Below are 19,276 nucleotides of genomic sequence, written 5' to 3' on the forward strand. Positions count from 1 at the left end.
ATTATGTCATCCTCCTAAAACGGCGCATAATTGACTGCGAAATGATGTTCATAATAAAGGTAAACAAAAATAATGTTGCACCTACAGCATACATGCTGTAATACGTAATCGTTCCATGCGGAGCATCACCTAAACTTACTTGCACAATATAGGCTGTTAACGTTTGAATAGAATGTGTCGGATCAAGCGATACATTTGGTGTGGATCCTGCTGCAATTACAACGATCATCGTTTCACCAATCGCACGAGAAGCTGCTAATATAATTGCTGCCATAATCCCTGTAAAAGCGGACGGAAACACCACTTGTTTTACCATTTCAAACCGCGTCGCTCCGAGTGCTAATGAAGCTTCTTTCGTCCCTTTCGCCACAGCTCTCATCGCATCTTCAGATAGAGATGCAATTGTAGGCATCATCATAAATCCGATAACGATTCCTGGACTAATCGCATTAAAAAACTGTAAATCTGGTATAATCCTTTGTAAAAGCGGTGTAACAACTGTTAATGCAAAAAAACCATATACAATTGTTGGGATACCTGCTAATAGCTCTAACATCGGCTTTAATATTTTCCGTGCACTATTTGAAGCATATTCGCTTAAAAATACGGCACACGCTAAACCGATAGGAATTGCTACAAACATAGCAATTGCTGTTACAAGGAACGTTCCACATATAAGTGGTAATATACCGAATTTAGGGTCTTCAAAAAATGGTAACCATTCTTTCTCCGTCAAAAAGGAGTATAATGATATTTTTTGAAAAAACATGATTGTTTCATTAGAGAGCGTAAAAACAATGCCGAGTGTCGTCACAATAGAAACACTAGCAATTATTTTTAGTAATAAAGGTACTATTCGATTGATTCGCTGCGTTTTTTTTCTTTGTTTTGTATTTCTTTCAATCAAATGTTGTACAGAAAATGTAATTTGACTTTTGTCATTATGAGCCAAAGATGAAAACCCCTTTCCACCCTGACATTACCTTTTTATTTCTGTTAACATACGCAGCTGTTCATTGTATTTTTCTTTTCTTAATTTTACATATCCGACCTCTTCAGCAAGGTTACCGACATGCTGAATCATATACTCAACATAGTTTGCTACATTCATTTTATTTCGGATAGATGCATTATTCACATAAGTAAGTAGCGGCCTAGATAACGGCTCATACTTACCTGATTGAATGGTCTCTTTCGTCGGAAATACACCATTTACTTTTATTGCTTTCACCTTATCTCGATTAGCCATATAATAAGCATATCCTACAAAAGCAATGGCATGTTTATCATTCATTACCCCTTGCATAATAACTTGATCATCTTCAGACAAAGAGACTTTTTTTACAATGCGATGATTTTGTAAGATGACATTTTGAAAATAATCATACGTACCAGAGTCTACGCCTGGTGCATAAAACTTCACTTGTTCACGTGGCCATGTTGAATGAATTTGTGACCATCGCTTCTCTCTTCCATCTTCACTCCAAAGTAGCCGTAACTCGTCTACTGACATATCGTCTACCCATGTATTATGGCGATTCACAACAATCGTAAGACCGTCGTTAGCAACCTCAAAAGGTGTGAACTGAATAGAGTTTTTCTTCATTTCATTTTTCTCGACTTGTTTCATTACTCTCGAAGCATTATTTATATCTACTTCTCCTTTACTGAAACGATTAAATCCTCCCCCAGTTCCAGAAATACTGATGGAAATTTTCACGTCTGGATGCACCTTTGTATATTCCTCCGCTACTGCTTCTATAATAGGAAAAACCGTTGAGGATCCATCAACTCTCACTTCTCCCGTATCATTTAAAGCAAATGCAGTAGACATTTCAAAACAGAGGAACCATATTGATAATACGAAAACTTTAATCGGTGTACGCATCCATTTCACGTGTTCTTCCTCCTAGAAGTAACCGAAAATAACAGGATTACAGATATAAGAATACTGCTAAACTATTAATTCGGTTTTAATTGTTTGTAAAAGTTTTGTAAAGTTCCACATAAATCAACATACGGTACAATTTCAATTCAGTAGTAGCTATTCATTTCCTCTGATGATTTCCCTATAAAATATTTATCCCCTATCCCACCATATACAAGTATCATTTATACGGCCGCGTTTTTTTCAATGTTGTATACTTGTCCACATTTATTACACGATATGCATAAACCATAAAAAAAAGCACACTATCTTTTCAGATAGTGTGCTTTTTTACAACTTTTTTATTCATCATCTTGCTCTTTATTTTTATTGTCTTTATCATCTTTTGGAGCTTCACCATTTACTTCTTTGTTTTTTAAATCAAAGTAAGCGTCCATAATTTCACGACCAATATATCCATTAATACCAGTCTTATCATCATGTACCCACGGAACGACAACAGAGAATGCTACTTCTGGATCTTCAAGTGGCGCATAACCTACTAATGTTAAGTTATATGTTTCCACACGTTCACCGTTTGCCTTTCTACCAATCTCTTTATCTCCGCCATACACAGTTTGCGCGGTACCTGTCTTCCCTGCCGCTTTATATTTTGCACCTGTAAAGTATTTTGTAGCTGTACCACCTGAATCATTATAAACTTGTCTAAATCCTTCTTGAACACGTTTAATTTGCGATTCTGGCATATCAACACGATTTAATACTTTCGGTTCCATAGATTGAACAACTTTCCCAACTTCATCCGGTTTCACTGCCGGTTGACGAATTTCTTTTACAACTTGTGGTTGCATACGATATCCGCCATTGGCAATCGTCGAAATATATTGCGCTAATTGAAGCGGTGTATACGTATCATACTGTCCAATTGATAAATCTAGTAAGAAACCTGGTTGACTACTTCTACCCATCTGACCAGCAGATTCATTCGGTAAATCAATTCCTGTTTTTACACCAAGTCCAAACTGTCCGAAATAATAACGCATCGTATCAAATGCTTTTTGAGGTATATCTAACGTACCACCTCTCACATATGGAACACCGGCGATATTCATCGCTGTTTTAAACATATAAACGTTAGAAGACATTTTTAAAGCTGTAAGGTCATTAATGTATCCCATCGTTTTCCAAGACGACTTCGTAGGTGTACCTTTTAATTTAATTGGTTCATCCAATTGCACCGATCCTGGTTGAATCGCACCAGTTTGATATCCAGTAAGTACTGTTGCACCTTTTACAGTTGATCCCATCGGATAAGAACTTGTCATGGTACCTAATGCAAAGTCATTTACTTTCGTTTGACCATCTTCGTTAACTAATTGTTTCCCCGCCATAGATAAAACTTCGCCATTTTTTGGGTTCATCATTACAACGAATGCGCGATCTAAAAGAGGTTCGCTTCCTTTAAACCTCATTAAATTCTTCGCAAGAATATCTTCCACGCGCTTTTGTAATTCCATATCAATTGTTAAGTTCAGGTCATTACCACTTTGTCCTTTTGATACATTAATCGTTTCTAAAATATTACCGTTTTTATCTGTAACATTTCTAACTTCTGCTTTCGTACCGTGTAGGCTATCTTCATACTGTTGCTCAAGATAACTTTTTCCTACTCGGTCATTTCGATTATAATCACGAACAAGATAGTAATCTAGTCTTTCTCTAGGTAAGCCTTCATCAGATGTCGACACCCCACCAAGTACACTTCGGAATAAATCATCGTACGTATATTTTCGATCCCAATCAACATTCGTATCTACACCTGGTAATGCTGCTAGGTTTTCACTAATAATCGAATATTCCTTTTCTGTAGCATCCTTTTTAATAACTTGAGGTGTCATTGCATATCCGCCGTCCATCTTACTTTTAATCGCTAGTATTTCTAGATCTTTTGCGGATAATTGATTAATCTCTTCTTCTGTTACACGACTTCGCTGACGCTCGTCTAATTCTTTATCATCAATTTTTTTATCTTTAAACTCTTGACGATCTTTATTCGTAATTTTTTCTTTAGCTTCCTCTTTATGCATAGCAAGCCAATAATCCTTTTTATCGCGATCCGTTAATTTATCTGTCGGTACTTCAATCAAATCTGCTAGCTTTTTCGCTGTTTCTAAGCGATCTTCTGCAGTTGATCCTTTCATTTTTGTAAATGTAATAGTACGAATGGCTACATTATCTACTACAGCTCGCCCATAACGGTCAAATATTTTCCCACGCGGTACAGGATTACTTATCGTTGAGTTTTCTTTCTTCTCCACTTCATTCTTATATTCTTCACCACGAACAATTTGTACATATCCGAGCCTTACAATAACCGCGGAGAACATTAAAAACACGCAGAAAAACAGCACGTTTAACCGAAAAGGAACGTGGGTCTTTTTCTTATTTTGCTTCTGTTTCTTGCTCATACAAACCCCCTCTACCAACAGCTATGTAATGTGAAAGGGACACCTTCATACAGGTGTCCTCACTGCTGTCTTACATCTTTTTCTATTCTAGCATAAAACAAACGAGAAGTTAACCTTCTGGTTCAGTTTGGTTTTGCGCGTTCCCTTGCGTTACAACACTTGCTTTACTCGCATTTCCCTCATCATATTTGACATTTTTAACTGCAAAATAAATAAGAAAATGTCCAGCACCTAAAATACATAATAAGTAAGGTAAACTTTTTTCAGGTGGAAAGAATAGTACAGCACATAAAAAACTTAAAATGGAACAGATTCTTCCGGCGTTTAACCATAGCTCCCGAACAACGACATATTCCACACGCCATTCTCTCGCATTTTTCGCTCTACCAATTACGTCATATGTCATTGATCCGTACGGAACAAGTAATATAGGATATGCAATTGCAATACATGCCGCATAAATAAGTAATTTCGTGTATGTAACATTGAAAATAACTAAAAAGACGACAGCATATAAAATAATGCCTCCAAGTAAAATTGCTTTTTTTCGCCACTCCTTCTTTAACATACGAGCAACTAAGTAGTAACATACAAAGGATACAGCAGAGTTCACTAAACTGTATTTCCCTAATGCAAACTCACTATTAGTTGCTAAATAAACATATACTGAAATGACAAAAATAAACGTTCCTTCTCTCAATCCTTGGAAAAAATGAGCTCGTGTAATCTTTCCCCAATTTTTATCAATCCGTCGTTCTTTCAATACTTGCACGATTTCATAACGCCCTTCACATTCTCTTTTAGATAAAAAGAAGCTTAAGACGACAGCAATTGCAAATAGAACTAATGAAAGAAAGAATATAACAGTATAGCCACTCCATTTCTCCATACGTGAAATTGTATATCCTGCTGCTATTGGTCCAATCATTCCAGAGAAGGATGTAAGAAGTCCAAGAAACCCATTAAAGAAATCTCTTGTTTCTGGTTCTGTAATTTCAAATGTCAATAAGTTAAAAGCCAACCAGTAAAAACCGTATCCTACTCCTAAAAGAGCCCCCATTAATAAAATATACTGAGAAGCACTTTTCCCTGCTATTAAGACAACAATAAAAAAAATTGCGAGCGTCCCTACTCCTATTCGTAATAAAATCGAGCGATCGATACGTTTCGCTAATTTCCCCCCTACAAGAAATGTGAGAGGCTGTAATACCACGCTGGCTAAATTATACAAGCCAAGATTCACATAATTTTGTGTTTGTTTCCATAAATAAATATTTACAAACGTATTCGATAAAGAAATTGCGAGCGTGTATAAACCTCCTATAAGGAGCAATAACACTAAATCCCGATTCACTTCAACGTCACCAATTATATGTTTCCATTTCATACACAACTCTCCTTTACTTCATGTTCTAGTCTTCCAAAGACAAGCCCAATTATGTAAAAGGAAAGCATAGAAAAAAGCTAGGAGCTCTCCCCTAGCTTTTTCTATATTTATTACGATTATTTTGCTTCTTGGTAACGTTTTTCAGCAGCGTTCCAATCTACAACGTTCCAGAATGCGCCGATGTAGTCTGGACGACGGTTTTGGTAGTTTAAGTAGTAAGCATGCTCCCAAACATCTAAACCGATAACTGGAGTTTTACCTTCAGTTAAAGGAGAATCTTGGTTTGGAGTGCTTGTTACTTCTAACTCACCATTGTTTACTACTAACCAAGCCCAACCAGAACCGAAGCGAGTTGCGCCAGCTTTTGCGAATTCTTCTTTGAATGCATCGAAGCTACCGAATTTTGCTTCAATTGCAGTTGCAAGTTCACCTACAGGTTGTCCTCCGCCGTTTGGAGATAGGATTGTCCAGAAGAATGTATGGTTAGCATGTCCGCCACCATTGTTACGTACTGCTGTACGGATTGCTTCTGGTACTTCGTTTAAGTTTGCAACTAATTCTTCTACGCTTTTGTCAGCTAATTCTGCATGACCTTCTAAAGCAGCGTTTAAGTTTGTAATGTACGTGTTGTGATGTTTTGTATGATGGATGTTCATTGTTTCTTTGTCAAAGTGAGGCTCTAAAGCATCATACGCATAAGGTAAATTTGGTAATTCGTGTTTTGCCATTGTTATATTCCTCCCAGTTTATGTATTGCCACTTAAGTGACATACAACTTCATTCTACCCTAATTGCCATAGGGTGCAAACAAATAAATCACATTGTCTTGCTATCATTAAAGTAGCAAAATTCCCACTTCTTTTCAATTAAAATGCTCATATATTCCGTAAAAAAAGCTTCCTTCTACAAGGAAGCTTCCTGCTAACATAATAAACATGCGAAATGGATATGGACCCTGTAGGACTCGAACCTACGACCGGACGGTTATGAGCCGTCTGCTCTAACCAGCTGAGCTAAGGGTCCACAATTATGTATGTAACAACATATCAAATAGAGGAATTCCTATCGGATATGCTCTTTAAGAAATGTAAGATAAATTTACCATATAGAAAAGAAAAGTGTCAATTGTATTTTTCTTATTTAAAAGAAGAAAGTTAATAAAAGAAATTTAGTTATCTCCACTATATGTAAATATAATATATCTTGAGATTCTCTAGATTCCTACGTTACAATGATTTTATACATACATAAAGGAAGTGAATCTATGTCCATATTTACCCAATTCGTAAAAAGCATATACTCGCCTAAAGATATGGCGCTATTCCGTTTTCAAAAAATCGGTAAAACCATTTTGTATATTATGCTACTTTGCTTAATTACTACTATTCCAAGAACTTTTTTGTACGGTAGTTTTATCCAGGATGGTGTTGGCATGGTAAATCAAGTCATCGATAAAGATTTACCTGATTTTAAAATCGAAAATGGCGAACTAAAAGCCGATATTGATCAACCTATTGAAAAAGAAGAAGGAAATACACTTTTCGTATTTGATCCAAATTCAACAGACCTAGAAAAATATCAAAATAAAACAGGTTTATTTGTTTTAAAAGATAAAGTAGTCTCTATGGGAAATGGTCAAACACAAACGTATTCTTATAACGATTTGTTAGGTGCATCTCTTGAGAAAAAAGATCTACAAGAATTTATTTCTTTATTCGATAATATTTATCCAATTTTATTATTTGTTATTGGATTCTTAGTGTACCTATTCCAATTATTCATCACTTTTGTAGGCGTGACTTTACTTGCGTTCATCGGTTCTGCTATGAGCGGTCAACGTAAACTATCCTATAAACAAGTTTGGACACTAACTGCATACAGCTACACGATCCCAACCATTTTCTTCATGATTATGGATTTATTCAAAATCGTCGTACCTGGAGCAACGTTCATTTATATCGCTGTTGTTTTAATCGTTCTATACTTAACGATTAAAGAGGTACCCAAACCGAAAGAAAAATAAAAAATGCCTAAATAGGCATTTTTTTTTTGGACAAGCATATATTCCTAGCAAAGGAGTGAAGAATATGAAGAGATTAGGTATATTCCTATTCGTGCTTGTTCTCGGTTATATATTTTATTACGATATAAAAATCGGTACTTTACCGATGTTAAGTTCATATAAAAAAACAACTGCTGCTCAAACAATTAAAAAAGAAAACACAGACAGTCAACAAAATAAAGCGAACAAAACAGAAAAAGAAACGGATGTATCTTATAAAACAATTGAAGTAAAAACTGGTGAGACAGTTCTTTCTATTACAGAACAAATTAACAAGAAAAAAATTCCTTCCATAGAAAAAGTCATTGACGACTTTAAACAATTAAACAAAAGTACATCTGCTACAAAAATACAAATTGGAAAGTCTTATAAATTCCCGTTATATCAATAAGCTATCACTTAATCCTTGTCAATTACATAAAGGCGCTGATACAATAGTAAAAGTGAAACCGAGTACTTCGGTTTCTATAGCCCTATATCACGTATACTATCATTGATATGAGGGACTAAATAAGAAACTTCTTTTATAAGGAGAGCGATCTATTCGTGAATGAAATGACTCATCGTACAAAAACACGTCCAGTTAAAGTCGGTAATTTAACAATCGGCGGTAATAATGAATTAATTATACAAAGTATGACAACAACAAAAACACATGATGTTGAAGCAACAGTTGCTGAAATCAAGCGTTTAGAAGAAGCCGGCTGTCAAGTCGTCCGCGTTGCCGTTCCAGATGAACGCGCAGCAGATGCTATTGCTGATATAAAAAAACAAATCAACATTCCACTTGTTGCTGATATTCATTTTGATTATCGCCTTGCTTTAAAAGCAATTGAAGGTGGCATCGATAAAGTACGTATCAATCCAGGTAATATTGGTCGTCGCCATAAAGTAGAAGCTGTTGTAAATGCAGCAAAAGAGCGCGGTATTCCAATCCGTATCGGTGTAAACGCTGGTTCATTGGAGCGACACATTTTAGAAAAGTACGGGTACCCAACTGCAGATGGTATGGTTGAGAGCGCGCTACATCATATTAAAATTTTAGAGGACTTAGATTTCCACGATATTATCGTATCTATGAAAGCCTCTGATGTTAACTTAGCAATCGAGGCATACGAGAAAGCTGCTCGTGCTTTTGATTATCCATTACATTTAGGTATTACAGAATCTGGAACATTGTTTGCCGGAACTGTAAAAAGTGCTGCTGGTCTTGGAGCAATCTTAAATAAAGGCATCGGAAATACACTACGTATTTCATTAAGTGCTGATCCAGTTGAAGAAGTAAAAGTTGCTCGCGAATTATTAAAATCATTCGGTCTTGCGTCTAATGCAGCAACACTTATCTCTTGTCCAACTTGTGGTCGTATTGAAATCGATTTAATTAGCATTGCTAACGAAGTGGAAGAATACATTTCTACACTTCAAGTACCAATTAAAGTTGCAGTACTTGGTTGCGCTGTAAATGGCCCTGGTGAAGCTCGTGAAGCTGATATCGGTATTGCCGGTGCACGTGGAGAGGGATTATTATTCCGTAAAGGGCAAGTCGTTCGTAAAGTACCAGAAGAAACAATGGTAGAAGAACTGAAAAAAGAAATCGACGTAATTGCTGCTGAAATGGCTGCTGAACGAGAAAAAGAAAAAGAGACACAAGAACAATAAAAAGAAGGTTGCCACAATATTTGTGGGCAACCTTCTTTTCTACGTAAAAAAGCTCGTCAGTTACATAACCGACGAGCTTTTACTTTGCACATTTTGGACAACGACCATATATTTCAAACTTATGACCCGTTACTTCATAACCAGTAAAATCTTTATTCATAAAATCCATTGGGCAGGAAGTAATCTCTTTCGTCCCCCCACAATCCAAACAAATAAAATGATGATGATGTTCCATAATAGAACAAGTAAAACGAAAATGTTTTTCGCCATTTAATTCCGTTTGTTCTAAAACACCAATCTCAGCAAAAACTGTTAAGTTACGATAAATCGTATCAAAACTAAGCCCTGGATAATCGTCTTTCATATGTTCTAAAACGTCTTTCGCAGTTAAATAACGATTATGTGCTGCAAATAATCTGAGCATCTCTTCTCTTTTTCCAGTATGTTTATATCCTTTTTCTTTCATTAGGCGTAAAGCTTCTGTTAGATTCATACCTATCCCTACTTTATGCAGTTTTTTTCTTCTTCCATAAAATCGCACCGATTAAAATAAGAACTGCTATCATAACAATTGTACCACCTGGCGCTAGATCAAGTTGATACGAAGCAAACATTCCACCAATTACTGCAATTTCACCAAATAAAATGGAAAAGAAAATTGTTTGTTTAAATCCTTTAGCAATACGAATACTTGCTGCAACTGGTAATGTCATTAATGATGATACGAGAAGAACCCCCACTACACGCATTGATACTGCAATGACAAGAGCAACTAATATAATGAAAATAAAGTGAATCCATTTCGCTCTTAAACCAGTTGATACTGCGTATTCCTCATCAAATGATAATAGAAACAGCTCTTTATATAATAAAATAATTGTCGCAACAACAACAATTGCTACAATCCCAATAATAATTAAATCTGTACTTGTTACAGCACTGACACTACCAAATAAATAACTAAATAAGTCTGTGTTAAATCCATTTGCAAGTGAAATGAAAATAACTCCAACCCCCATCCCTGCCGAAAGGATAATTGGAATTGCTAATTCTTGATAGTGCTTATATACAGTTCGTAACTTTTCGATTAGTAGCGCTCCACCAATCGAGAAAATCATCCCCATATATAAGGGGTTTAAAAATCCACCTGTAAAAATGGTTTTTTCAAGTAATAAACTTGCTGCAATACCCGATAACGTCACGTGACTTAATGCATCCGCAATAAGAGATAAACGACGAATAACAACAAACACACCAATTAGCGGTGCAACAAGTCCAATTAAAATACCTGCGTATAAAGAATTACGTAAAAAGTCATATTGTAAAAAATCTTGTATCATTATATCCTCCCGTGATGCTCATGTTCGTGTTCTAAACGATGAACATGATGTCCATATAAGACGGACATTTCTGCATCTTCTAACTCTCGGAACTTCTCTACATTTCCATGGAAATGTAGATGTTGGTTTAGGCATGCAACATGTGTTACTTTTTCAGTAACAGCTCCCATATCATGAGTAACAAGAATTAATGTGATCCCGAGCCTTTTGTTTAAATCCTCTAATATTTCGTAAAAACTTTCCACATTTTTCACATCGATTCCAACAGTAGGCTCGTCCAAAATAAGCAATTCAGGATCACTAACGAGCGCACGAGCAATAAATACACGCTGTTGCTGTCCACCAGAAAGCTCTCCAATGTTACGACCTTGAAACTCACTCATCCCTACATCAGCAATTGCTTTTTCTACCTTTTTTTTATCCTCTTTTGTAAAAAAGCGAAAAAGCCCTTTTTTCGAAACAAGTCCCATTGAGACAACTTCAGAAACAGTTGCTGGAAAACCAGAATTGAAACTATTTGCCTTTTGGGATACATAACCAACTTTGTTCCATTCCTTAAACTTCTTACTATCAACGCCAAACACGCGTATGCTTCCTTCTTTTGGCTTTAAAACGCCTAATAAACACTTAAGTAAAGTTGATTTACCTGAACCATTCGGTCCCACTAAACCTAAAAAAGCTCCCTTCGGAACTTGCAAATTAATATTTTCTAACACATTCCGATCTTCATATCGGAATGTTAAACCTTCAATTTCTAATATATTATTCATAGCATCTCACCTATTTTAATTCAGAATGATTCCGATTTATATCTATTTGAATTATAGTACAGCTTATTATAGTTGTAAACCAATCTGCCTAAAATATATCTATTTTTTCAAGAAACCTTACTATTATAACAAAAAGCAGAGAAAAATTCTCTGCTTTCAAAAAATATTCCTATAAACTTTTTAGTGAATAGCCGATTTAAACTTACCACCATTTGTCTCTTGCGTGCTCATAATCGTAACAAATGCATTTTCATCAATTTCATGCACAATTGACTTTAATTTCGTCACTTCTAGACGCGTTACAACTGCATAAATAACTTCTTTTTCTTTATCCGTGTAACCACCTTTCGCTACAAGCTTTGTCGTTCCACGGCCAAGACGATGCAAAATCGCGTTTGATACTTCCTCATATTGATCAGATACAATTAAAACCGCCTTCGTTTCATCTAGCCCTTGAATTACTGTATCGATTGTTTTAAATGCGATATAGTACGTCATAACAGAATACATCGCTTGTTCCACACCAAACACAAATGCTGCCCATGCAAAAATAAATAAGTTCACAAACATTACGAATTCACCAACAGAGAACGGTAGTTTCTTCGTTAATAAAATCCCCATAATTTCAGTTCCATCTAACGACCCACCATGACGAATTACAAGTCCTACACCAAGACCTAAAATAAGCCCACCAAACACTGTCGCTAAAATAGGTTCTGTTGTAAATGGTGGCACCGCATGTAACGTTGACTCAATGAAAGCTAACGCTACAATACCAAATGTCGAAGATAACATAAATGTTTTTCCAATTTGCTTATAACCGGAATACATAAATGGGATATTGAGAACAACGACTAAAGTAGAAAAACTTAACCACCAAATGTTAGGAGTAAGATAATCTAATATAAGAGAAATACCAATAATTCCACCATCAATAATTTTATTTGGCATTAAAAATAGTTCAATCGCCACCGCCGCGCATGCTGCTCCAAAAATAATCATAACTAAACGATAAATGAGATGAATAATACTTTCTTTTCGATGTTGCTTTTGCTCCATAAGCCCTCCCTGTACTCTTTTTCTGTAGTTTCGTCCTTATATTATAACATACGCTTCTTTTCCTCATGAAAAAAGAAACTCCATACGAATATGTACAAGCTACATGCTCATATATTTCGATAGAAGAACGCGTGAAGGAGGATAATAAGATGAACCTCATTAAACAAATTGTTAATAAAAAATTAAATCATATTTCTACAAAAGAGTTATTAAAATATAGCAAAGAATACGAAGTTCCTATTACAGCCGCACAAGCTGACCAAATCGTTTTACTTATGAAGGGTAAAAATATTAATATTTACGATAACAACGAGCGACTAGAGCTCTTAAAACAGATCGCAAAAGTAACTTCCCCTGCCACTGCCCAACAAGTAAATACATTATTTCAGCAACTACTAAAATAAGGAGGGGATTTCCCCTCCTTATTGCGCTTTAATTTTTTCAAGAAGCCCTTCATCAAAAGTGCCGTTTTTCAGCATTTCGATTTCCAATTTATATGGGGGCTTCTTATCTTTTTTATCTTCCCCTACATACGGTGTTTCAAGAATTTTTGGTACATGCATTAACTGTGGATGATGTACAATGTGATGCAATGCTTTATACCCAATGTGACCAAATCCAATGTTTTCATGACGGTCTTTTCCTGCTCCGCGTACATTTTTACTATCATTAATATGAAGTACTTGTAAACGATCTATACCAACGATCTTATCAAATTCGTTTAATACGCCGTCAAAGTCATTTACAATATCATATCCTGCATCGTGCGTATGACACGTATCAAAGCATACGGATAGCTTTTCATTATATTTTACACCATCAATAATCTTTGCAATTTCTTCAAAGCTACGACCGCATTCTGTTCCTTTTCCTGCCATCGTCTCTAACGCAATGTTAACCGTCTGTTCTGGCGTTAACACTTCATTAAGCCCTTTAATAATTTGTTGAATACCAGCATCTGCTCCAGCACCAACGTGCGCTCCTGGGTGAAGAACAATTTGTTTCGCTACACCTAATGCCGATGTTCTTTCAATTTCCATGCGAAGAAAGTCTACGCCTAATTGGAATGTTTCTGGCTTCGTCGTATTCCCAACATTAATAATATACGGCGCATGGACGATAATTTCCTCAATTCCGTTCAGCTCCATATGTTTTCTTCCTGCTTCTATGTTCAATTCTTCAATTGGTTTTCTTCGTGTATTTTGCGGTGCACCTGTATAAATCATAAACGTTGTTGCACCGTATGAAACAGCCTCTTCACTTGCTGCTAATAACATTTTCTTACCACTCATAGAAACATGAGATCCAATCTTTAACATACAATCACCTCTTCAATATACAATAGATATAATGATAGCATAATTTGTAGAAATATGTAGTGAATTGTTTGTTCACAAAAGACGCACTACACAAATTCATATGACTATTTAGACAGACTATACTCTTCATTTAAATTAGCGGGATTAAAAAAAGATAAGGGAAACCCCTTATCTTTTTTTATTGCTATATTTTCTCTTCACTTTGTCACGTTCTGTTGCAAGTTTACGTTTATAGTTTGGTTTTACTTTTTTCGGTTTTTTAATAACTTTCGTTGCCATAACATCAAGTTCGTCATTTGGTTTTTTACGGCTCTTACGACGACGACGCTCACCTAAATCTGCCCACTCATCTCCACGTAAATCTACATGTTTAAACTCGATATGACGTTGTTTTTCTAAGCTATCTAACGCTTCTTCGTTTGCTGGATCATAAATCGTCACTGCAATACCAGAATGCCCCGCACGTGCTGTTCTTCCAACGCGGTGAACGAAGAAATCTAAATCTGATGGTAGCTCATAGTTAATAACATGGCTAATCCCTTCAATATCAATACCACGTGCTGCTAAATCAGTCGCAACAATATATTGGAATTCAAGGTCACGAATTTGTTTCATCATTTTTTTACGATCACGTGGTGATAAATCCCCATGAATTCGTCCAACTTTTAAGCCACGTTCCATTAATCCATCAGCAACTTGGTCTGCCATCTTTTTCGTATTCGTGAAAACAACTGCTAAATACGGTTTAAATTGAAGTAGCATTTTATGCACTAAATCAATTTTATTACGATGTTTAGAAGGCACTAAATAGTGTTCAATGTTTCCAGCTGCAACTTGTTTTGGATTGATATGAATATGCTCTGGATTCTCCATATATTTCTTCAGAAACGGTTTTAGTTTTTGAGGAATTGTTGCAGAGAAAACTAACATTTGCAAGTTTTTAGGCATGCGTGCTGCAATTTTGTCTACATCATGAATGAATCCCATATCAAGCATTAAGTCTGCTTCATCGACAATAATCGTATTTGCTTTATGAACAAATAATGCTTGTTCTTCAACTAAGTCTTTAATACGTCCTGGTGTCCCAACTACGATATGAGGTTGTTTTTTCAATTTCTCAATTGAACGTTGTTTATCAGTTCCACCAATTAAACAACGTGCTGTAATCATTTGGTCTTCCGCACAAAACTTTGTTAATTTCACGATTTCTTCGTAAATTTGTTGTGCTAACTCACGAGTAGGCGCTGTAATAACAAGTTGTACTTCTTCACGACTTGCATTAATTCTGTTTAATGTAGGAAGTAAGTATGCATGTGTTTTCCCAGAACCTGTTTGGGATTGTCCAATTACACTTACACCTTTTTTCACGACTGGGAAAATTTTCTGCTGAATTCCTGTCGGCTCTGTAAAGCGTAGTTCACGAACTGCATCTATTAAAAATGGTTTAAAATCATACTGTGTAAAAGTTTGTTGTGTCATAAGTTACACCTTCTTTCTAAAATTTCTACTGCGCGCACAAATCAGTCAAGTCTACATTATATCGAAATCTACAAGTAAAATCCATCTTTAGTTTAGGTTTTCACTTCAAAAACTAACCTTCTTCCCTTTTATTGCATATTGTATGTGTATATACCTAACTGAAGAAAGGAGGATTTCTCACATGTTTCCGAAATCCCCTACAAGGCAAATGTATCCGAATCCAGGGCAGCAACCTTATACACCATATCCAATTCCACAACTACCACCAATGGCACAAAAAAAGAAAGGTTTTCTTGCTAAGCTTTTTAAAAAACACGATCCAACCGAGCCTTTTATGCAAATGGTTCCACCTTACCGACAAATGGAAGGGCAACCGATGATGCATCAGCAACCACCACCGCCCCAATATCAACAGCATTATCCGCAGCAATACCAACAACAATATCCGCAGCAACATCCACAATATCAACCATACATGCAGCAATATCCTGAGCAAATGATACCGCCTCAAATGTATGAATCAACTGAAACGCGCGGGGGCACAACTACAGCTGCGGCAACAGCAAGCAGTGGCATCGGCAGTTTTTTTTCGAACTTAATTTCAAATCCAACTAATATGATAAATAACATCGAAAAAGTATCCCAAGTCGTTCAATCTGTAGGTCCTGTCGTCGAACAGTACGGTCCTATTATGCGTAGTCTACCAAGCATTGTTAAAATCCTCACCTCTGGAAAAAGCACGGAAGAAAATCAAACGGAAAATGTAACAGAGCCAGTTGAAGTAGAAAGTCCGCCTCCTGCACCTCAAAAAAAGAAACGAAAACGAAAGAAAATAGTGATTGAACCTGTAATAGAAAAAGAGTTACCGAAAGAACCAGTTCAACAAACAGCAACAAAACCAAAACTATATGTGTAACAATCCTTTGTTTTCTATCCACTCCTCCTTTATAATGTAAAAGACTATGCACAAAAGTATCCCTTGTTTAGAAGGAGAGGATTACTCATATGAAAATTGTTAAAATTTCCCCTCGTGGTTATTGCTACGGTGTTGTCGATGCAATGGTAATTGCACGTAACGCCGCATTAGATAAATCATTGCCGAGACCCATTTATATTTTAGGTATGATTGTTCACAATAAACATGTTACAGACGCTTTTGAAGAAGATGGAATCATCACATTAGACGGTCCAAGTCGCTTAGAAATTTTAGATAAAATTGATTCTGGTACTGTTATTTTCACTGCACACGGTGTTTCTCCAGAAGTTAAACAACGCGCAAAAGAAAAAGGTTTAACAACAATCGATGCTACTTGCCCAGATGTTACCAAGACGCATGACCTTATCGAAGCTAAGAAAGCGGAAGGGTATCATGTCATTTATATCGGTAAAAAAAATCATCCAGAGCCAGAAGGCGCAGTTGGTATTGCACCTGACATCGTTCACCTTATCGAAAGAGCCGATGATTTAAAAACATTAGAAATCCCAACAGATAAAATTTTAGTAACAAATCAAACAACGATGAGTCAATGGGATGTTCAACATTTAATGGAGGACATTCAAAAAAAATTCCCAACAGCAGAATTCCATAAAGAAATTTGTTTAGCAACTCAAGTTCGCCAAGAAGCTGTCGCTAAACAAGCTGATGTTGCAGACTTAACAATTGTTGTTGGTGATCCGAAAAGTAACAATTCAAATCGCTTAGCACAAGTATCACAAGAAATCGCGGGTACAAAAGCATATCGAGTTGCTGATGTAAGCGAAATTCAATTAGAGTGGCTACAAGGTGTAGAAAACGTAGCTGTTACAGCAGGTGCTTCTACTCCAACGCCAATTACGAAAGAAGTTATCGCTTTCTTAGAGCAATATAACCCAATGAATCCCGCTACATGGGAAAGAGTTCGAAAAGTACCGTTACAAAAAATATTACCTCGCGTGAAAGTGAAAAAAGAACAATAATAAAAACCGTTGCTTGCATGAGCAACGGTTTTTATTTTTCTTATACAAATATAAATGGATCTGTATGTAACTGCGAAGCATGAATGTGTACATTGAGTTTCTTTGCATCCACTTTTTCTTGTAATTGCTTTTGTACACCTTGTTTCATTACTTTTTCAACATTATGTCCTGGGTCAACTATATTTAAACCGAGCATCATCGCATCATGAGCAACATGATAGTACATGTCACCAGTTACATATACATCTGCTCCTTTAAATTTCGCTTGGTTTATATATTTATTACCATCTCCACCAAGTACAGCTACTTTACGCACTTTATCGTCTAACTTACCGACAACTCTTGCGCCCTTCACGTCTAATGATTGTTTCACATGTTCTGCAAATTGACCAAGCGTCATTTCTTCTTGTAAGTATCCTATTTTTCCTAGGCCTAACGTTTCACCTTTATTATCAAGCGGATACACATCGTATGCTACTTCTTCATAAGGGTGCGCCGTTACCATTGCTTTAATCACTTTCCGCTGTAATGAAACTGGAATAATCGTTTCGATTCGCACTTCTTTTACACGTTCTAACTGTCCAGTTTCCCCGATATAAGGATTTGTCCCCTCTTGAGGTACAAATGTGCCTGTACCCTCGCTACTAAACGTACAGTGGCTATAATTGCCGATATGACCAGCACCTGCGTCTCCTAATGCATTCCTTACTTCTTCTGCATGAGTGACTGGCACAAACACAACAACTTTTTTCATTTCTTCTGCATATGTCGGTGCCAAAACTTCTGTATTTTGCAATCCTAACGCCTCAGCAAGTAAATCATTTACCCCGCCCTTAGCAACATCCACATTTGTATGCGCTGCATAGATTGCAATATCATTTTTAATACACTTTTCAATAATTTTCCCATACGCCTTATCTGTATGAATCGCTTTTAACGGGTTAAAAATTAAAGGATGATGAGCAATAATGACATTTGCCCCTAATTGAATTGCTTCATCCACAACTTCTTCCGTTACATCTAACGCAATCAATACGTGCCGCACGGGTTTATTAAGCGCTCCAATCTGCAGTCCAATCTTATCTCCTTCCATCGCCAAATGCTTCGGATACATACTTTCAAATAAAGAAATAATTTCATGGCCATTTGGAATTTTACTCATGATAAAACCTCCCCTATCATTTTCATTTTCGCTTCTACTTCCCCACGCTTCGCCTTTGTTTCTTCAGAATCAGCCGCACGTTCTAACTGTTTTAAAATATTTTGGAAGTTTTTTAATTCTCCTTCCCATTTTTCAACGAAGGCTTCACTTTTTTCTGTTATTAAAAATGGTCCCATAAACAATTCAGCTTGTTTATTTTCAGAGTAAGGCGCTGCAACATTTCCTCGCTCCCCTACTAAAATTTCGTAAATTTTCCCATCTTCTTTTACGATTTTTTCATGGATAAGCTCCCAACCATTCTCAATAAACCATTCACGAATATGATGCGCTGCAATATTAGGCTGTAAAATTAAACGTGTTACACCTTCTAATTTTTCTTTACCACTTTCTAAAATGTCACGAATTAACGCTCCGCCCATTCCGGCAACCGTAATTACATCTACTTCTCCTGGTGCGATAACAGCTAATCCATTCCCTTTACGCACATCTACTTTATCTTGTAAACCACTTTCAGCTACAGTTGCTTGCGCAGAGCGAAATGGTCCATCTACAACCTCTCCTGCAACTGCTTTTGTAGCAATATTATTTATAATTGTATAACACGGTAAATACGCATGATCCGATCCAATATCAGCGACTGTAGATCCTACTGGTATTTCACGTACAACTTCTTCTAATCGTTTTGAAAGCTTTACTTCATTCATGTATTTCCATTACTCCTTCTCTT

At 36.3% G+C, this 19,276-nt stretch carries 19 protein-coding genes and 1 tRNA gene; 6 read left to right on the forward strand and 14 right to left on the reverse strand.

The genetic code is table 11. The features are described from left to right. Position 1: 1 nt before the first annotated feature. The 6 genes from pstC to AC3WVZ_RS20085 all read right to left on the reverse strand — a co-directional run bounded on the left by pstC (position 2) and on the right by AC3WVZ_RS20085 (position 6,766). On the reverse strand, positions 2-952 hold the full coding sequence (gene pstC / locus AC3WVZ_RS20060) for a phosphate ABC transporter permease subunit PstC (RefSeq protein WP_000940918.1): 951 nt from the start codon (positions 950-952) through the stop codon (positions 2-4). A gap of 27 nt (positions 953-979) precedes the next feature. Further along, positions 980-1,897, reverse strand: a complete 918-nt coding sequence (locus tag AC3WVZ_RS20065) for a PstS family phosphate ABC transporter substrate-binding protein (protein ID WP_233935310.1) — start codon at positions 1,895-1,897, stop codon at positions 980-982. A 332-nt stretch (positions 1,898-2,229) separates the two neighbouring features. Beyond that, entirely contained in the window at positions 2,230-4,356 is a 2,127-nt protein-coding gene (locus tag AC3WVZ_RS20070; protein WP_000038975.1) for a peptidoglycan D,D-transpeptidase FtsI family protein, read from the reverse strand. A gap of 109 nt (positions 4,357-4,465) precedes the next feature. Beyond that, positions 4,466-5,743: an MFS transporter gene (locus tag AC3WVZ_RS20075; protein WP_000871380.1), complete on the reverse strand. Its 1,278-nt coding sequence runs from the start codon at positions 5,741-5,743 to the stop codon at positions 4,466-4,468. 116 nt (positions 5,744-5,859) lie between these two features. Then, the gene (gene sodA / locus AC3WVZ_RS20080; RefSeq protein ID WP_001052031.1) at positions 5,860-6,471 is read right to left on the reverse strand and encodes a superoxide dismutase [Mn]; all 612 of its coding nucleotides are present in this window, start codon (positions 6,469-6,471) and stop codon (positions 5,860-5,862) included. A gap of 221 nt (positions 6,472-6,692) precedes the next feature. Then, positions 6,693-6,766, reverse strand: a tRNA-Ile gene (locus AC3WVZ_RS20085). A gap of 241 nt (positions 6,767-7,007) precedes the next feature. Here AC3WVZ_RS20085 and yqgB point away from each other — a divergent pair. The 3 genes from yqgB to ispG all read left to right on the forward strand — a co-directional run bounded on the left by yqgB (position 7,008) and on the right by ispG (position 9,464). After that, entirely contained in the window at positions 7,008-7,766 is a 759-nt protein-coding gene (yqgB, locus tag AC3WVZ_RS20090; protein ID WP_000021898.1) for a protein YqgB, read from the forward strand. Positions 7,767-7,830: 64 nt separating this feature from the next. Continuing rightward, positions 7,831-8,196, forward strand: a complete 366-nt coding sequence (gene yqfZ, locus AC3WVZ_RS20095) for a protein YqfZ (RefSeq protein ID WP_000825414.1) — start codon at positions 7,831-7,833, stop codon at positions 8,194-8,196. A gap of 164 nt (positions 8,197-8,360) precedes the next feature. Then, positions 8,361-9,464: a flavodoxin-dependent (E)-4-hydroxy-3-methylbut-2-enyl-diphosphate synthase gene (gene ispG / locus AC3WVZ_RS20100; RefSeq protein ID WP_153577907.1), complete on the forward strand. Its 1,104-nt coding sequence runs from the start codon at positions 8,361-8,363 to the stop codon at positions 9,462-9,464. 79 nt (positions 9,465-9,543) lie between these two features. Here the strand turns inward: ispG and AC3WVZ_RS20105 are convergent, their stop codons facing one another. The 4 genes from AC3WVZ_RS20105 to AC3WVZ_RS20120 all read right to left on the reverse strand — a co-directional run bounded on the left by AC3WVZ_RS20105 (position 9,544) and on the right by AC3WVZ_RS20120 (position 12,633). Beyond that, on the reverse strand, positions 9,544-9,957 hold the full coding sequence (locus AC3WVZ_RS20105) for a Fur family transcriptional regulator (RefSeq protein ID WP_001054516.1): 414 nt from the start codon (positions 9,955-9,957) through the stop codon (positions 9,544-9,546). 13 nt (positions 9,958-9,970) lie between these two features. Beyond that, positions 9,971-10,804 (reverse strand): metal ABC transporter permease, encoded by an 834-nt coding sequence (locus AC3WVZ_RS20110; protein WP_000613815.1) that lies wholly within the window; start codon positions 10,802-10,804, stop codon positions 9,971-9,973. Next, positions 10,804-11,574 carry a metal ABC transporter ATP-binding protein gene (locus AC3WVZ_RS20115; protein WP_001059662.1) on the reverse strand — a complete coding sequence of 257 codons (771 nt, stop codon included), beginning with the start codon at positions 11,572-11,574 and terminating at the stop codon, positions 10,804-10,806. The genes AC3WVZ_RS20110 and AC3WVZ_RS20115 overlap by 1 nt, the downstream gene beginning before the upstream one ends. A gap of 180 nt (positions 11,575-11,754) precedes the next feature. After that, positions 11,755-12,633 carry a YitT family protein gene (locus AC3WVZ_RS20120; RefSeq protein ID WP_142408071.1) on the reverse strand — a complete coding sequence of 293 codons (879 nt, stop codon included), beginning with the start codon at positions 12,631-12,633 and terminating at the stop codon, positions 11,755-11,757. Positions 12,634-12,782: 149 nt separating this feature from the next. Here AC3WVZ_RS20120 and AC3WVZ_RS20125 point away from each other — a divergent pair, with 149 nt between their 5' ends. Next, a complete protein-coding gene (locus tag AC3WVZ_RS20125; RefSeq protein WP_001048954.1) occupies positions 12,783-13,037 on the forward strand; it encodes a DUF2624 domain-containing protein in 255 nt (84 codons plus the stop codon). A gap of 18 nt (positions 13,038-13,055) precedes the next feature. Here AC3WVZ_RS20125 and AC3WVZ_RS20130 read toward each other — a convergent pair whose 3' ends face one another. Next, entirely contained in the window at positions 13,056-13,952 is an 897-nt protein-coding gene (locus AC3WVZ_RS20130) for a deoxyribonuclease IV (protein ID WP_000912460.1), read from the reverse strand. Between the two features lie 168 nt (positions 13,953-14,120). Then, positions 14,121-15,431 (reverse strand): DEAD/DEAH box helicase, encoded by a 1,311-nt coding sequence (locus AC3WVZ_RS20135; RefSeq protein WP_000194017.1) that lies wholly within the window; start codon positions 15,429-15,431, stop codon positions 14,121-14,123. A gap of 181 nt (positions 15,432-15,612) precedes the next feature. On the opposite strand from AC3WVZ_RS20135, the gene AC3WVZ_RS20140 reads away from it, so the two are divergent. Together AC3WVZ_RS20140 and AC3WVZ_RS20145 are read left to right on the forward strand one after the other, a co-directional pair. Further along, positions 15,613-16,347, forward strand: coding sequence for a YqfQ family protein (locus AC3WVZ_RS20140; RefSeq protein ID WP_233935311.1), 735 nt, complete (start codon positions 15,613-15,615; stop codon positions 16,345-16,347). Between the two features lie 89 nt (positions 16,348-16,436). Beyond that, positions 16,437-17,387 (forward strand): 4-hydroxy-3-methylbut-2-enyl diphosphate reductase, encoded by a 951-nt coding sequence (locus AC3WVZ_RS20145; protein WP_000706662.1) that lies wholly within the window; start codon positions 16,437-16,439, stop codon positions 17,385-17,387. A gap of 40 nt (positions 17,388-17,427) precedes the next feature. On the opposite strand, the gene AC3WVZ_RS20150 is transcribed toward AC3WVZ_RS20145, so the two are convergent. Together AC3WVZ_RS20150 and AC3WVZ_RS20155 are read right to left on the reverse strand one after the other, a co-directional pair. Further along, positions 17,428-18,549 carry a Nif3-like dinuclear metal center hexameric protein gene (locus AC3WVZ_RS20150; RefSeq protein WP_000036244.1) on the reverse strand — a complete coding sequence of 374 codons (1,122 nt, stop codon included), beginning with the start codon at positions 18,547-18,549 and terminating at the stop codon, positions 17,428-17,430. Continuing rightward, complete coding sequence (locus AC3WVZ_RS20155; RefSeq protein ID WP_001006542.1) at positions 18,546-19,253, reverse strand: tRNA (adenine(22)-N(1))-methyltransferase; 708 nt, start codon at positions 19,251-19,253, stop codon at positions 18,546-18,548. Before AC3WVZ_RS20155 ends, AC3WVZ_RS20150 begins: the two co-directional genes overlap by 4 nt. Positions 19,254-19,276: the final 23 nt, after the last annotated feature.

Source organism: Bacillus sp. CPT56D-587-MTF (genome assembly GCF_058792335.1).

Excerpts from the sequence above, each read along its gene's own strand:
- AC3WVZ_RS20070 (WP_000038975.1), bottom strand. The coding sequence starts at position 4,356 with ATGAGCAAGAAACAGAAGCAAAATAAGAAAAAGACCCACGTTCCTTTT.
- AC3WVZ_RS20075 (WP_000871380.1), bottom strand. The coding sequence starts at position 5,743 with ATGAAATGGAAACATATAATTGGTGACGTTGAAGTGAATCGGGATTTA.
- sodA (WP_001052031.1), bottom strand. The coding sequence starts at position 6,471 with ATGGCAAAACACGAATTACCAAATTTACCTTATGCGTATGATGCTTTA.
- yqgB (WP_000021898.1), top strand. The coding sequence starts at position 7,008 with ATGTCCATATTTACCCAATTCGTAAAAAGCATATACTCGCCTAAAGAT.
- yqfZ (WP_000825414.1), top strand. The coding sequence starts at position 7,831 with ATGAAGAGATTAGGTATATTCCTATTCGTGCTTGTTCTCGGTTATATA.
- ispG (WP_153577907.1), top strand. The coding sequence starts at position 8,361 with ATGACTCATCGTACAAAAACACGTCCAGTTAAAGTCGGTAATTTAACA.
- AC3WVZ_RS20105 (WP_001054516.1), bottom strand. The coding sequence starts at position 9,957 with ATGAATCTAACAGAAGCTTTACGCCTAATGAAAGAAAAAGGATATAAA.
- AC3WVZ_RS20110 (WP_000613815.1), bottom strand. The coding sequence starts at position 10,804 with ATGATACAAGATTTTTTACAATATGACTTTTTACGTAATTCTTTATAC.
- AC3WVZ_RS20115 (WP_001059662.1), bottom strand. The coding sequence starts at position 11,574 with ATGAATAATATATTAGAAATTGAAGGTTTAACATTCCGATATGAAGAT.
- AC3WVZ_RS20120 (WP_142408071.1), bottom strand. The coding sequence starts at position 12,633 with ATGGAGCAAAAGCAACATCGAAAAGAAAGTATTATTCATCTCATTTAT.
- AC3WVZ_RS20125 (WP_001048954.1), top strand. The coding sequence starts at position 12,783 with ATGAACCTCATTAAACAAATTGTTAATAAAAAATTAAATCATATTTCT.
- AC3WVZ_RS20130 (WP_000912460.1), bottom strand. The coding sequence starts at position 13,952 with ATGTTAAAGATTGGATCTCATGTTTCTATGAGTGGTAAGAAAATGTTA.
- AC3WVZ_RS20135 (WP_000194017.1), bottom strand. The coding sequence starts at position 15,431 with ATGACACAACAAACTTTTACACAGTATGATTTTAAACCATTTTTAATA.
- AC3WVZ_RS20140 (WP_233935311.1), top strand. The coding sequence starts at position 15,613 with ATGTTTCCGAAATCCCCTACAAGGCAAATGTATCCGAATCCAGGGCAG.
- AC3WVZ_RS20145 (WP_000706662.1), top strand. The coding sequence starts at position 16,437 with ATGAAAATTGTTAAAATTTCCCCTCGTGGTTATTGCTACGGTGTTGTC.
- AC3WVZ_RS20150 (WP_000036244.1), bottom strand. The coding sequence starts at position 18,549 with ATGAGTAAAATTCCAAATGGCCATGAAATTATTTCTTTATTTGAAAGT.
- AC3WVZ_RS20155 (WP_001006542.1), bottom strand. The coding sequence starts at position 19,253 with ATGAATGAAGTAAAGCTTTCAAAACGATTAGAAGAAGTTGTACGTGAA.